Origin of the sequence: Kaistia defluvii (assembly GCF_040548815.1) — a bacterium.
Lineage (GTDB): Bacteria > Pseudomonadota > Alphaproteobacteria > Rhizobiales > Kaistiaceae > Kaistia > Kaistia defluvii_A.
The window spans coordinates 2,461,508-2,476,201 of the sequence record NZ_JBEPSM010000001.1; the positions used below are offsets into that span (position 1 = coordinate 2,461,508).

A 14,694-nucleotide genomic window follows, 5' to 3' on the forward strand; every position below is an offset into this window, starting at 1 on the left:
CGCCGAACGTCGTCGCGCTCCCTTGCGACAACCACCTTGGAATGGACCATCGTCGCGCGCCGGCGGGCCGTATTTTCCTGCTTCGCCAGCGCTCGCTGGCCGGCGTTTCCGCGCTCGCCTTGAGCATCGCCGCTCTCTCCGCGATCGACGCCGGCAGCGGTTCGGCCCGCGCCAGCGAGATGTATCTCAACGGAACGACCACGATTTCCAATGAGGCCTATTCCGGCCAGACGACCACGGGCGGCACCGGCAGCGGTGGCGGCGCGGGACTCGGTGGCGCGATCTACGTCGGCAATGGCGCGACGGTGAACATCAACAATGTCGATTTCCTCGGCAATACCGTGGTCGGCGGCACCGGCGGCGTCGGCTCGACCGGCGGCACGCTGAACGGCGTCAACGCGGGAACGGCGGGCACGAACGGCACCAACGGCGCCGACGCCAAGGCCGGAGCTGCCTATCTGAATGACGGCAACGGCACCAACGGCCAGAACGGCTTCACGGGCGGGGCCGGTACGACCGGCGCCGGCGGCCGCGGCGGCGCGGGCGGCGACGGTTCGGACGGCTCGGCGACAACGGCGGATATCGCCAAGACCATCGTCGACCAGGCCAAGGCCACGTTCGACGCGCTCGGCAATTCCACGACGGCGGGCTTCTACACGGCGGTCGCCACCGAGCTCGCGACGGCGGCGGCCGCAGCCTCGTCCGGTGGTGGCGTCGTCACGGCGGCAAATCCGGCGTTGGCAGGCGCGCTGACCGCCATGGCAGCGACCTTCACGTCGCTGGCGGCGGAGGCCACGGCGGAGAGCACCGGAGAACTGACACAGGCAGCTTATGAGACCGCCTATCTGCTGGCGATCCAGGTCACCAGCTACGAGCTCGGCGCGGCCGGCGCCGGTGGTGCTGGCGGAATCGGTGGAACCGGCGGCGCCGGCGCCTTCGGACAGGGCGGCGGCGCGGGCGGCAACGGCGGCGATGGCGGCGACGCGACCAGCGTCGCGACAAGTGCTGCGGGCGGCAATGGGGGCGAGGGCGGCCTGGGCGGCGCCGGCGGCTTTGGCGCCGGCGGTGGTCTCGGCGGCACTGGCGGCGCCGGTGGCGCGGACGGCGACAATGCCGTCCATGGCGATCATGACGGCGATGGCGGCAAAGGCGGCGCGGGCGGCTTCGGTGCGGGCGTCGGCAGCACCGGCAACGGCACGTCGAACGGCACGGGCGGCGGCGGCGGCTCCGGCTATGGCGGCGCGATCTTCGTTGCCAGTGGCGGCACGCTGAACATTTCGGGCAACGCGACTTTCGACGGCAACAGCGTCTTCGGCGGATCAAGCGAGAATGGCGGCCAGGCCGGCGAAGCGGCCGGCACCGACCTGTTCATGATGAAGGGTTCGACTGTCAATCTGAATGCCGGCGCGGGCAACACGATCGTCTTCAACGGCACCATCGCCGATAACAGCGCCGCCAGCATTTCGAGCACCTCGATCGCCAGCGGCCAGGGCGCCGGCCTGAACATCCAGAGCGGCCTCGTCATCCTGAACGGCGCCAACACCTATACTGGCCAGACCAAGATCTCGGGCGGCGTGCTGCAGGCGATCGACGGCGGCGGCGTCAACAGCAACAGCAACATCAATCTCGCCGGCGGCATCTTCCAGAGCAACGGCACCTTCAACCGCTATCTCGGCGCCGCATCCAATCGCCTGCAATGGACGGGATCGGGCGGCTTTGCGGCCGAAGGCGGAGATCTCACGGTCAATCTCAACAACGGCGCCACGCTGACCTGGGACAGCGGCAATTTCGTCGGCGCGGGATCGTCGCTGCTGTTCGGATCAGACTCGGCCAATGCCGATGTCCATTTCAAGAACGCCATCAATCTCAATGGCGGCGAACGCACCATCGTCAACAATGGCGGCGCGGACGGCGACAACCTCGTCTACATGAAGGGCGTCCTGTCGAACGGCTCGCTGGTCCTGGGCGACGGGACGACGCAGGGCACCATCGTGCTCTCCGCCGCCAATACCTATTCCGGCACGACCACGGTCAAGGCCGGCACCACGCTGGCCTTGCAGGGCAATGGCACCATCGCATCCTCGTCCAAGACGACAATCGACGGCGATTTCGACATGTCGGCTCTGTCCGGCGGTACGTCGCTGGTCACCATGGATGGCTCGGGCAACGTCCTGCTGGGCGCCAACACGCTGACGCTCACCAATGGCTCGACCACCTTCGCGGGCGTGGTCAGCGGCACGGGCGGCATCACCGTCTCGGGCGGCACGCAGACCCTCTCGGGCACCAACACCTATACCGGCAAGACCCAGATCAACGCCGGCGCGACCGCCGCGCTCTCCGGCAATGGCAGCATCGCGACCTCTTCGGAGGTGGTCGCCAATGGCCATTTCGACATCTCCGCCACCGATGAAGGGGCCTCGCTGATCACCCTGAGCGGCGTCGGCACCGTGGCGCTCGGGTCCCGGACGCTCACCATCACCGAAGGCTCCACCACCTTCGCCGGCGCCATCGGCGGCACGGGCGGCGTCACCGTCTCGGGCGGCACGCAGACCCTCTCCGGCACCAACACCTATACCGGCAAAACGAAGATCGACGCCGGCGCGACGGCGGCATTGACGGGATGGGGCAGCATCGCGGCCTCGTCGGGCCTCCAGGCGGATGGCATCTTCGACATCAGCGAAACCGGTGATGGCGCCTCGCTGGTCACGCTGAGCGGCGTCGGCACTGTGGCGCTGGGAACCAAGACGCTCACGGTCAGCAACGGCTCGACGACCTTTGCCGGCGCCATCAACGGCTCGGGCGGCGTCAAGGTCTCCGGCGGCACCCAGACGCTCTCCGGCGCCAATGGCTACACGGGCCAGACCCAGATCGACGATGGCGCCACGCTGGCGCTGGAAGGGTCGGGCACCGTCGCCTCGTCGTCTGGCGTCGAGGCGAACGGTCATTTCGACATCTCGGAAACCGATGATGGCGCTTCGCTCGTCACGCTCAGCGGGGTTGGCGCGGTTCTGCTCGGCAGCAAGACGCTGACCGTCACCAACGGCTCCACCACCTTTGCCGGCGGCATCGAGGGCGCCGGCGGCGTCACGGTCGCTGGCGGCACCCAGACGCTTTCCGGCAGCAACAGCTATAGCGGCAAGACGACCGTCGCCTCCGGTTCGGCGCTGGCGCTGGAAGGCACGGGCAGCATCGCCGAGTCGTCGGAGCTGGCGCTCGCCGGCACCTTCGACATCTCCGAAACCGACAATGGCTCCTCGATCCGCACCCTGTCCGGGCTCGGCGCCATCGTGCTCGGCGACCAGTCGCTTGCGATCACCCATGGTTCGACCACCTTCTCGGGCTCGGTCGACGGCACCGGCTATCTGACGGTCTCGGGCGGAGAGCAGACGTTCCAGGCGGCCACGATCAACACCGGCCTCCAGGCCGCCAGCGGCGGCAAGATCCTCGTCCATGGCGGCTCGATCGATGCGGGCGCCTCGAAGCCGGCCGTCTCGGTCGTCAATGGCGGCGGCATCGAGATCGAGCAGGCGAGCCTGAACTCCGGCGTCGCCACCGCCTATGCCAGCTTCGACGAGGCCGGCAAGACCGCCAACATCAAGCTGGGCGCGGGCACGACCATCGTCGCCAATAATGGCGTGCTGCTGCAGGTCGACCGCTCCGGCGTCGGCTCGGACGGCATCGTCAACTTCACCATCGCCACCAATGGCGTCGCCAATGGCGACATCCTCGACGGCGATGCGCGCACCGGCGCGGGCACCACCACCGTGGCGCTCAACACGGGCTCGAGCTGGCAGGGACGTGCCGACACCGGCAGCTTCACGGTCGGAACGGGCGCCTCGGCCGTGTTCGAGACCGGCAGCACGATCGACGGCAACCTGCTGCTCGAATCCGGCTCCAGCATCGCCGGTCCGCTGGAAGTCACGGGCAACGCCTCGGTGCAGGGCGGCGCCATCACGGGCAACTCCTACATCCATGGCAATCTGGACCTGAACGGGCTGATCTCCCCGGGCGCGTCGCCGGGCGTCATCGATATCGGCGGCAATCTGAACGCCGACAGTTTCGCCGCCTCGAAGTTCGAGGTCGTGTTCGGCAGCCTGGCGCCGCAGGCCGGCGTCGACTACGACCAGGTCAATGTCGCGGGCGATTTGACAGGCACCCTGCCCGTCACCCTGGCCGGCTATGGCGTGTCGCGTTCGGCAGCGCTGGGCAAGATCGAGGATATCGAACTGCTCCGCGTCGGCGGCAACGTCGAAGGCGAGGTCGTGCAGGCGAACCGCTACACGCAGAATGGCCACGAGGTCGTTCTCGACACCCGCACCCGGCTTGCCAGCGCCGAGGCGCTGGTCAGCGGCACCGGCGCGACGGAAACGGATTGGTTGACCGAAGAGGATTTCTTCGTTGCCGACTCCATGACCGTCTATGGCATCCGCTCGTTCATCCAGGACGAAACCTACGGTGTCGCCGCCCTCGCCGGCACGATCGACCAGGCCAACCGGGACATTCTCGGCACCTATATCGACCGCCTTCAGGCGGATGAAAATGCGAACGGATCGCCGATCTGGGGCCGCTTCGGCGTCAACCGGACGGAGGTCAACGAGACGGTCTCCTCCACGCAGACGCTGACCTTCGGCCAGTTCGGCACCGACTTCGTGCGGTTCGGCAATGTCCGCGCCGGCGTCATCGGCTCCTATGGCAATTCGAGCAGCGATGTCACCACCGAGACCGGTATCGGCAAGCTGGACGGAAGCCTCTACTCGGCCGGCCTGCATGTGAACTGGACGTCGGGCGATGCCTATGTCGACGCCATCGGCCAGTATGGCTGGAGCGACTGGACGTTCAGCCCGACCGCGGCCAGCAAGCTGACCGTCGACGCCAACACCGCGACCGCTGCGCTGGAAGCCGGCTATGGCGTGAACGTCGACAAGATCCGCTTCACGCCCTGGGCGCAGCTGGTCTACCAGACGACCAGCTTTGGCGATGTCGAGAGCGCCTGGGTCGACAGCGTCACGTTCAACGACGGCAATTCGCTGATGGTGCGGGGCGGCCTGCGCACGGAAGGCCGTTACGAGTGGCTGCAGCCCTATCTCGACGTCGCGGTCGCCTATGACGCGCTTGGCGACAAGACGGTCACCGTCGACAATTTCGCCTTCAATACCGGCTGGGGCGGCACGCAGGCGGAAATGCGCGCAGGTCTTCAGGCCGACATTCTCGAAGGCCTGACCCTGTCGACCAACTTCAAGGGAGCCTACGGATTGAGCGGCGATCTGACCTCCTATCAGGGGACGGTCGGCCTGGTCGGTCGCTGGTAACAACCCAACGCCGGGGGGTGGCGCGACGTCTTCCGGTTTGCCTGCGAATGGATACGCGGGCGGAACCGGAAGACGCGAGCGGCCTTCGGCCTGAAGCCGGACGCGCCAATGCTGCGTCCTCGCGCCTGATCCTTCACAGCCCGGCCCTCTCCTTCGGGATGGGGCCGGGCTGATCTGTTTGCGGGCCGGTATCGGCAGCCGGCAGAAACCACGCGACATGCGTCACCGCGCCGCGCATGATCGGCCGACCATCGGCCTGGAGGCCGCCCGCCGCCTGAACATCCCAAGGGATTACACGACATTTTCCGGCTGGCCTGCGGTGCCTGGCCGTCAAGGTATTTCCCAATACGCATCGAATTGTCGCAGCATAGCCAAGTCTAACGAAATGGTAATTTGATAACGCGGACCCAACCCCAATGTACCCAGCACGACAGGAACAATAACTTGGTCGGACTGGAGAATTCTATTGCACTTGCTGGATATAACCGCAAAGGCCGTGGCCGACATCTGCAACGCGAATGACAAAATCGAGTTGAAATCAGTCATTCACTCCGCTGTACAATCGCTGGGATTCGACAGTTTCAATCTGGGTTCCGAGAAGACGGCCAAGGGTCAGTTCATGACCGACCCCACCCTGACCAACTGGTCCTATGACGACCTCGTGGCCTACGAGCGTAACGGATGGTCCGAACGGGATCCCTTGCTCGACTATGCCGCCAGCAGCGGAGCCCCTCTGCACTGGACCCATGCGACGTGGCAGGCCCAGAACCGGTTCGATTATCTTGAATATGTGCAATCGTCGGGGCTGGTGAGCGGCGTCACCGTTCCGCTGCTCGCCAAACCAGACCAGATCAGCGCCCTGACGCTGCTGTCCTGGTCCGCTCGAGAGCATCACAAGGATGTCACCCAGGCCGCCGCGATCCTCGGCATGGTGGCGACCCAGCGCGCCGCGGCGATCGGACTGATCTCGGGGCAGACTTCGGTTGGCAGCGCGAAATACCGCTCGCTCAGCCCGCTGCAGCGGGAAATCCTGAATTGGATGGCAGGCGGCAAGACGAACACCGAGATTGCGGTCATCCTCGGGCAGACCAAGCGCTCGATCGACTATCACGTCATCGAAATCCTGAAGAAGCTGGAAGTCAGCACCCGGACCCAAGCCGCCGCCATATTCGCCTCCCTCTAGGGCAAGGCGTCGCGCCCAGGCGGCAGACCCATCAATATCTTTGAGACGTCAAGGCGATCGGCCTATAAGAGATCGAGGAGAGCCCGATCATGCAGCCACATGAGCGCCTAGCGGAAATGGAACGGCACTTGTCGCTTCTGGTGCATGAGGCGGAAGCGCTGGGGGAGCCGGAACTCGCCAATACCCTGATCGAGGCCCTGCACCAAGCTCGCCGCTGCCACAGCCAGGCACGCCCAAAGGGGACCCGGAAATCCCCGGTCTCGGATGCGAAGGACGACTAGTCGCCCGCTCCTGCCCTGCAGATCCCAGGCAAGAAGCGGTCGTTTAGCTTCACCTTTTACCGCTACGTAATTTACCGGAGTTGTTTGCCCCCTCTGCCGGATGCTTCTCTGACGCCAAGCCAGGCGTGCGGGAGTAGTGTCATGCACAGGCTCGTTGAATATACCGGCCTTATTATAGCTGTGGCTGTACTGTTCTGGATCGCAAGCAAGATCACCGCGGATCTGACCCTGGGTTTCTAGCGTCAAGGTTGCTCGACCCGCTCATTCAGCGCTTCCAGTCAGGCAAGGGTGGCCTTGATCCGGTTTCCTGGTCGCACAGCTATGGATGGGCAGGCTTCGCGATACGTCAGCACAGTCAACCCACATGCGGGAGATCGAAATGCTCGTGGACAGTGTCATGACCGCACCCGTCGTCAGCGCGGGATCCGATATGTCGATCCAGGATGCTGCCCGCCTCATGCTGGCGCGACGGATCAGCGGACTTCCCGTGGTCTCGCAAGACGGCAAGCTGCTCGGCGTGGTCAGCGAGGCCGACTTCCTGCAGCGGCCGGAGCTGGGAACCGAGCCGAAGCGGTCCTGGTGGCTGGAATGGCTGACCTCGGAAGGGGCCGAGGCCGACCAGTATGTCCACCTGCATGGCCGCAAGGTCGGCGAGGTGATGGCGCGCAATGTGGTGACGACGCGCAAGGATGCGCCGCTGGAAGAAGCCGTCGAACTGATGATCAAGCATCGCGTCAAGCGCCTGCCGGTCGTGGATCAGGGCAAGCTGGTGGGCATCCTGACCCGTTCGGACCTGATGCGGGCGATGCTCAAAATCCTGTCATCGGAACCGCGGCGCCTTTCGGATGACGAGCGCATCCGGGCCGACATCGAATCCGAGCTCGCCCGGCGAGGCTGGGGCGGTTTCATACGGGCGCAGGTCGAGAATGGCGAAGTCGAGCTGACCGGAACGATCTTCGACGATCGCAGCCGCTCCGCGGCCCGGGTCGCGGCCGAGAACGTCCCCGGCGTGAAGTCGGTCCGGGAAGAGCTCATCTATATCGAGCCGCTTTCCGGAATGGCGATCCTGCCGTGAGGGCCATGGTGCTGCGCGCCATCGGGCAACCCTTGCTGCTGGAGGAACGGCCCGATCCTGTCCCGGGACCCGGCGAACTGCGCATCCGCGTCGAAGCCTGCGGCGTCTGTCGAACCGATCTGCATGTCGTCGATGGCGAACTCCGCCATATCCGGCTGCCCGTCATCCCGGGCCACGAGATCGTCGGCATCGTCGAGGCGCAGGGGGCTGGAGTCGCCTTTCCGAAGCTCGGCGCCCGCGTTGGCGTCCCCTGGCTCGCACATACATGCGGACATTGTCCCTATTGCCGATCGGGCCGAGAAAACCTCTGCGACGAGCCGGCCTTCACGGGCTATACGCGCGATGGCGGCTTCGCGACCCATGTGGTGGCCGAGGCCGATTTCGCGTTTCCGCTCGTTGGATTTGACGATCCCGTCGCGACGGCGCCGCTGATGTGCGCGGGCCTGATCGGCTGGCGTTCGCTCGTCGTCGTCGGCAATGGCGAGCGCATCGGCCTCTACGGCTTCGGCGCCGCCGCCCATATCCTGGCGCAGGTCTGCCGGTGGCAGGGGCGCGACGTCTACGCCTTCACGCGGCCCGGCGACGCGGCCGCGCAAGCCATGGCCCGCTCGCTCGGCGCGGTCTGGGTCGGCGGCTCGGACGAGCTGCCGCCCGAACCGCTGGATGCGGCGATCCTGTTCGCGCCCGTCGGCGCGCTGGTGCCGCAGGCGCTGCGAGCCGTCAAAAAGGGCGGCACGGTCGTCTGCGGCGGCATTCATATGAGCGATATTCCAAGCTTTCCCTACGAACTCCTCTGGGAAGAGCGTCGCCTGGTCTCGGTAGCCAATCTGACCCGGCAGGACGGAATCGATTTCCTCGCCATCGCCGCGAAGGCGGGGATCCGCACGACCACGACCACATACCCGCTCGAAAAGGCGAATGAGGCGCTGGCCGATCTTCGCGCCGGCCGCTTCCAGGGCGCCGCCGTCCTGGTGCCCTGACCCGCATCGCCAATTGCTCTATCCGTTGACGCGCCGCGTGGCCCGGGAATGACCGGCCCCTCGCCGGACCGGCTGCGGATTCATCGCCACCCGCTTCAGGCCTTCGGCGATTGGATAGAGTATGACGATCAGGCCGATCGCCAGCATGAGCGGTATCGGCAGGATCCCCGGCGCGTCGGGAAATGCGGTTGGTCAATGCGAAAACAGGACGGGAAGACGCAGGTCGGAGAAAACCCCTTTGGTGGCGCCCCCCAAGATGAAATCACGGAGGCGCGTGTGTCCGAACCCGCCCATGACCATCAGGTCCGCGCCGACCTCGAGTGCCGTTTCCTGCAAGGCTTCGGCGATTTCCCTGCCGCCCAGTTCAACGTTTCGCGCGAGAGCCTGAACACCACGTCTCTTTAGTGAAGCTGCCAAAGCTTCAGCAATGTCGGGCGCTTCCAATGGCTTCTCATTTTGAACAGTCAGGACCGTGATGAATGTATTCTGGGCCAGCAGGGGCATCAGGTCGGCGAGTGCGCGTGCGGCGACGCGACTGCCATCCCAGGCAATCGCCACATGCCCAATGGGCTTTGATGTGGCCGATGGGGGAACCAGAATGACGGGTCTGCCGGCATCAAAGACGACCGACTGAGCCAGCTCTTGTATGACAAGGTTGTCAACGGCCCAGGGCACTAACGATACATCGTAGTACCTTGCCTCAATAGTCGCCGCATTTCCCGCCAGGCCGAGCATCAGCTTTTTGCTTGAGCATTGAGCCTTGATCCGTCCATCTGCCCACCGGTGAACCAGGTCCTGAAGGCGAAGGCAGTCGGCCAGACTGTTCTCTTCCGTGGTTCGGATTAGCTCAGGGATGTTCAGCAGGAAATTGCCAATCGGTGAGCTCACGGGCGGGATCTTTACTGAGAAGGTCGTCGCTTGAAGCTCGCAACCCAGGGCTCCTGCAAAGGCTACGGCCGCAATGATCGACTCATCTGGGGCTAAACCGGGATACGTGATCAGGGGCATATAGGCGAGACGGACGTTCGTCATAGTGGGCTCCTTCGGTTGGGGGCCGCTTCCAGTTCTGCCGCCGCCCCGCTTCGTCACTCCGCGCCCGGCCAGCGCCAGTTGGCCACCATCGGCATGTCGGCGCCGTGCTCGCGGACGTAGTGATAGTGCTCGGTCAGCCGGTCCCGCATCGCCTGCTTGACGTAGGCCGCTGCGGCGCCGAGGCCCGGCACGCGGTCGACCACATCGGCGACCAGGTGGAAACGGTCGAGCTCGTTGCGCACGACCATGTCGAAGGGCGTGGTGGTGGAGCCCTCCTCCTTGAAGCCGCGCACATGCATGTTTTCGTGGTTGGCCCGCTTGTAGGCGAGGCGATGGATCAGCCAGGGATAGCCGTGATAGGCGAAGATCACGGGCTTGCCGCGGGTGAACAATTCATCGAAATCGGCATCGGAAAGTCCGTGCGGATGCTCGGTCTTCGGCTGCAGCGACATCAGGTCGACGACGTTGACGAGCCGCACCTTGAGGTCGGGAAGGTACTGGCGCAGCAGGTCGACGGCGGCCAGCGTCTCCAGCGTCGGCACGTCGCCACAGCACGCCATGACGACGTCGGGCTCGGCGCCGCGATCGTTGCTGGCCCATTCCCAGATGCCGATGCCGGTCGCGCAGTGCTTGATCGCCTCGTCCATGGTCAGCCATTGCGGACTGGGTTGCTTGCCCGCGACGATGACGTTGATGCGGTTCCAGCTGCGCAGGCAGTGGTCGGTGACATAGAGCAGCGTATTGGCATCCGGCGGAAAGTAGACGCGGACGATCTCGGCCTTCTTATTCACCACATGATCGACGAAGCCCGGATCCTGATGGCTGAAGCCGTTATGGTCCTGTCGCCAGACATGCGAGGTCAGCAGGTAGTTCAGCGACGCGATCGGCCGCCGCCACGCGACCTCCTTCGACGTCTTCAGCCATTTGGCGTGCTGGTTGAACATCGAATCCACGATGTGGATGAACGCCTCGTAGCACGAGAAGAAGCCGTGCCGGCCGGTGAGCAGATAGCCTTCGAGCCAGCCCTGGCAGGTATGCTCGCTGAGGATCTCCATCACCCTGCCATCGGGCGACAGGTGATCGTCCGAGGCGAGAATCTCGGCGTCCCAGGCCCGGCTGGTGACCTCGAACAGGTCCTGCAGCCGGTTGGACGCAGTCTCGTCGGGGCCGAAGACGCGGAAATTCCGGTTCGCCGCGTTCTTCTCCATCACATCGCGCAGGAAGCCGCCGCTGATCCGCGTCGCTTCGGCATTGGCGCCGCCCGGCTGCTGCACCGCCACCGCGTAATCCCGGAAATCCGGCAGCTTGAGCGGCCGCATCAAGGCGCCACCATTGGCGTGCGGATTGGCGCTCATCCGCTTGTCGCCCACTGGCGCCAGCGCGGCGATTTCCGGCCGCAGCCTTCCCGCCGCGTCGAACAGCTCTTCCGGCACATAGCTGCGCAGCCATGCCTCCAGCAGGCCGAGATGTTCCGGCTTTTCCATGGTGAACGGCACCTGATGCGAACGCCAGGAGCCCTCCGTCTGCTTGCCGTCCACCGTCTTCGGCCCGCTCCAGCCCTTGGGCGAGCGCAGCACGATCATCGGCCAGACCGGCCGCTCGGCCGTGCCGCCGCCGGTCCGGGCCTTCTGCTGGATGGCACGGATTGAAGCGAAGGCGGCATCAAGGGCGGCCGCCATCTTCTGGTGCATCGCCATGGGCTCGTCGCCTTCGACGAAGATCGGCGCATAGCCATAGCCGCGCAGCAAGGCTTCGAGTTCGGCATGCGGGATCCGGGCCAGCACGGTCGGATTGGCGATCTTGTAGCCATTGAGATGGAGAAACGGCAGCACGGCGCCGTCATGGGCAGGGTTGAGGAACTTGTTGCCGTGCCAGGCGGTGGCGAGCGGCCCGGTCTCGGCCTCGCCGTCGCCCACGACGCAGGCCGCGACGAGATCGGGATTGTCGAAGACGGCGCCGAAGGCGTGGCTCAGCGAATACCCGAGCTCGCCACCCTCATGGATCGAACCCGGAGTATCCGGCGAGGCATGGCTTGGAATGCCGCCTGGAAAGGAAAACTGCCGGAACAGGCGGCACATGCCCGCCTCGTCCTGCGAAATCTCGGGATAGAGCTCGCTATAGGTGCCTTCGAGCCAGGTGCTGGCGACGACGCCCGGCGCACCATGCCCGGGCCCGGCAATGTAGAGCACGTTCGCATGGTCGCGCTTTATCACCCAGTTCAGATGCGCGTAGATGAAGTTGAGGCCCGGCGTGGTGCCCCAGTGGCCGAGCAGGCGCGGCTTGACATGCGCCGGGGTCAGCGGCTCGCGCAGCAGCGGATTGGCCAGCAGATAGACCTGGCCGACGGAGAGATAGTTCGCCGCCCGCCACCAGGCGTTGATCAGCCGTACCTCGTCCGGCGACAAGGGCTGCGACCCCGCTCCGGATACGTCCTGTTCAGCGGTTGTCATACGGCATGCTCCGTTGTGAGGCCGCGAAGGATCCACTATGGCTTGCATTACCAAGAATAGCGCAATCGGCGGAAAAAACCCGTGCGCTGGAGACTGCGGCGCCGCTGCAGGGAGCGCCTTGATTTGCATCAAGGCAAGGCCCGCGGCGAACCAGGCGGGCCACGGGGGGAGATCCGGACCATGACCGAAGCGATCCTGACCCTGAACGCCGGCTCCTCCAGCCTCAAATTCGCGTTGTTCCGCGTGGGGCGCCCCGACACGCTGGCGCTTGCGCTGCGCGGCGAGATCGAGGCGATCGCGGCCCATCCGCATTTCCAGGCCTGGGACGCCGACGGCAAGGCACTGGTCGACGAGCGCTGGCCGGATGCCGCGGCCGGGGGCTCGCAGCCGCTGTTTGAAAAGGTGATCGACTGGACCGAGGCGCATCTTGGCCCGGACCGGCTGATCGCCGTCGGCCACCGGGTGGTGCATGGCGGACCCGATCATGCCGAGCCCGAACGGGTGACGCCGGAACTGCTCGCGGCGCTGGACAGGATCACGCCGCTGGCGCCGCTGCACCAGCCCCAAAACCTCGCGCCGATCCGGGCGATCGCCGCCGCGCGACCCGATCTGCCGCAGGTCGCCTGCTTCGATACGGCCTTTCACCACACCATGCCGGCCGTCGCCAGCCGCTTTGCGCTGCCGCGCGAATACGAGGCCATGGCCATTCGCCGCTACGGCTTTCACGGCCTGTCCTATGAATCCATCGCGAGCCGCCTGCCCGACCTCGCGCCCGCCTTGGCCCGCGGCCGGGTGATCGTGGCGCATCTCGGCAATGGCGCCAGCCTCTGCGCGCTCAATCACGGACGCAGCATCGATACGACCATGGGCTTCAGCGCGCTGGACGGGCTGGTAATGGGCACCCGGCCCGGCACGCTCGATCCCGGCGTCATTCTCTATCTGCTGCAGGAGCGGGGGATGACGGCCAGCGAGGTGGAGGATCTTCTCTACCGCCGGTCGGGCCTGCTCGGCGTTTCCGGCGGGATTTCCAGCGACATGCGCACGCTTCTCGAGAGCCCGGATCCGCGGGCTGCCGAGGCGGTGGATCTATTTGCTTACCGGATTGCCCGCGAAGCCGGCGGCCTGACGAGTTCGCTCGGCGGGCTGGACGGCCTCGTCTTCACGGCGGGGATCGGCGAGCACGCGCCGCCCATACGCGCCGCAGTCTGCCAGCGCCTGGAATGGCTGGGCGTCGTGCTGGATCCCGCAGCCAACGAGCGCGGCGACGCACTCATCAGCGCGCCGCAAAGCCGGGTCGAGGTCCGCGTGATCGCGACCGACGAGGAGAGGATGATCGCGCGGCACACTCTCGCGAGTGTCGAGCAGACCTAGCCGCGAGGCGCGCCACCCTGCCTTCACCCGAAGCGGAATGAAGGCAGAGCGACTTGGGCACCAAAGGCTAGAGGATCGGCTTGCCGCCGGTGACGGCGATCGTCGCGCCGGACACGTAGCTCGACAGCGGGTCGGCCAGCATGACGTAGGCCGTCGCGAGTTCGACCGGCTGCGCCGGGCGCTTCATCGGCACCTGCTTGCCGAAATTTTTCACCGCGTCCGGCGGGAGGGTCGCCGGGATCAGCGGCGTCCAGACCGGTCCGGGCGCCACCGCATTGGCGCGTATGCCCTTTTCGGCCAGAAGCTGGGCGAGGCCGGCGGTGAAATTCTGGATCGCCCCCTTCGTCGTCGCATAGGCGAGCAGGGTCGGATTGGGCGCATCCGAGTTGATCGACGCGGTGTTGATGATGCTGGCCCCCTCCGGCATGTGCGGAACGGCAGCCTTGGTCAGATAGAACATTGCGTGGATGTTGACCCGGAAGGTCAGCTCCCACTCCTCGTCGGAGATATCGCCGATGTCGTCGAAACTCGCCTGATGGGCGGCATTGTTGACGAGGACGTCGATCCGGCCGAATTCTTTCACGGCACGCTCGATGACGTCTCGGCAATGGGCAGCGTTCTGGATGTCGCCCGGCACCAGGATGCAGGTCCGGCCGGCTTTCTCGACCAGTTCCTGGGTCGCCTTCGCGTCATCATGCTCGTCGAGATAGGAAATCAGCAGATCCGCGCCTTCGCGCGCATAGGCGATGGCGACGGCGCGTCCTATGCCGCTGTCGCCGCCGGTCAGGACGACCTTCTTGCCTTTCAGCCGGCCCGAGCCCTCATAGGACGTCTCGCCGTGATCGGGCACCGGGTTCATCTTGGCGGTGTCGCCGGGAATCGACTGCTGCGGGGTGTCGAAGGGGGGCTTGGGATAATCGGTCATGGGAACTCCGTGTGGGGGGCGCGGCATCCGCCGCCAGTCCCCGGGTCAACGGTACCCTGCCCCTATCGTTCCCCATGATTGACCTCTC

At 65.7% G+C, this 14,694-nt stretch carries 9 protein-coding genes; 6 read left to right on the forward strand and 3 right to left on the reverse strand.

The window, feature by feature from the left end:
* Window positions 1–41: 41 nt before the first annotated feature.
* The 5 genes from ABIE08_RS11545 (at window position 42) to ABIE08_RS11565 (ending at window position 8,828) form a co-directional block, all read left to right on the forward strand.
* Window positions 42–5,309, forward strand: a complete 5,268-nt coding sequence (locus tag ABIE08_RS11545) for a beta strand repeat-containing protein (protein ID WP_354551069.1) — start codon at window positions 42–44, stop codon at window positions 5,307–5,309.
* A 472-nt stretch (window positions 5,310–5,781) separates the two neighbouring features.
* Entirely contained in the window at window positions 5,782–6,492 is a 711-nt protein-coding gene (locus ABIE08_RS11550; protein WP_354551070.1) for a helix-turn-helix transcriptional regulator, read from the forward strand.
* A 128-nt stretch (window positions 6,493–6,620) separates the two neighbouring features.
* Window positions 6,621–6,773 (forward strand): hypothetical protein, encoded by a 153-nt coding sequence (locus ABIE08_RS11555; RefSeq protein WP_354551071.1) that lies wholly within the window; start codon window positions 6,621–6,623, stop codon window positions 6,771–6,773.
* Between the two features lie 379 nt (window positions 6,774–7,152).
* On the forward strand, window positions 7,153–7,848 hold the full coding sequence (locus ABIE08_RS11560) for a CBS domain-containing protein (protein WP_354551073.1): 696 nt from the start codon (window positions 7,153–7,155) through the stop codon (window positions 7,846–7,848).
* Entirely contained in the window at window positions 7,845–8,828 is a 984-nt protein-coding gene (locus ABIE08_RS11565) for a zinc-dependent alcohol dehydrogenase family protein (protein WP_354551074.1), read from the forward strand. The genes ABIE08_RS11560 and ABIE08_RS11565 overlap by 4 nt, the downstream gene beginning before the upstream one ends.
* A gap of 192 nt (window positions 8,829–9,020) precedes the next feature.
* On the opposite strand, the gene ABIE08_RS11570 is transcribed toward ABIE08_RS11565, so the two are convergent.
* Together ABIE08_RS11570 and ABIE08_RS11575 are read right to left on the reverse strand one after the other, a co-directional pair.
* Window positions 9,021–9,860 (reverse strand): universal stress protein, encoded by an 840-nt coding sequence (locus ABIE08_RS11570; protein WP_354551075.1) that lies wholly within the window; start codon window positions 9,858–9,860, stop codon window positions 9,021–9,023.
* A gap of 53 nt (window positions 9,861–9,913) precedes the next feature.
* Complete coding sequence (locus ABIE08_RS11575) at window positions 9,914–12,310, reverse strand: phosphoketolase family protein (protein WP_354551077.1); 2,397 nt, start codon at window positions 12,308–12,310, stop codon at window positions 9,914–9,916.
* 180 nt (window positions 12,311–12,490) lie between these two features.
* Between ABIE08_RS11575 and ABIE08_RS11580 the strand changes: the two genes are divergently transcribed.
* Window positions 12,491–13,681 carry an acetate/propionate family kinase gene (locus tag ABIE08_RS11580; protein WP_354551079.1) on the forward strand — a complete coding sequence of 397 codons (1,191 nt, stop codon included), beginning with the start codon at window positions 12,491–12,493 and terminating at the stop codon, window positions 13,679–13,681.
* Window positions 13,682–13,748: 67 nt separating this feature from the next.
* On the opposite strand, the gene ABIE08_RS11585 is transcribed toward ABIE08_RS11580, so the two are convergent.
* Complete coding sequence (locus ABIE08_RS11585; RefSeq protein ID WP_354551081.1) at window positions 13,749–14,606, reverse strand: SDR family oxidoreductase; 858 nt, start codon at window positions 14,604–14,606, stop codon at window positions 13,749–13,751.
* Window positions 14,607–14,694 lie beyond the last annotated feature (88 nt).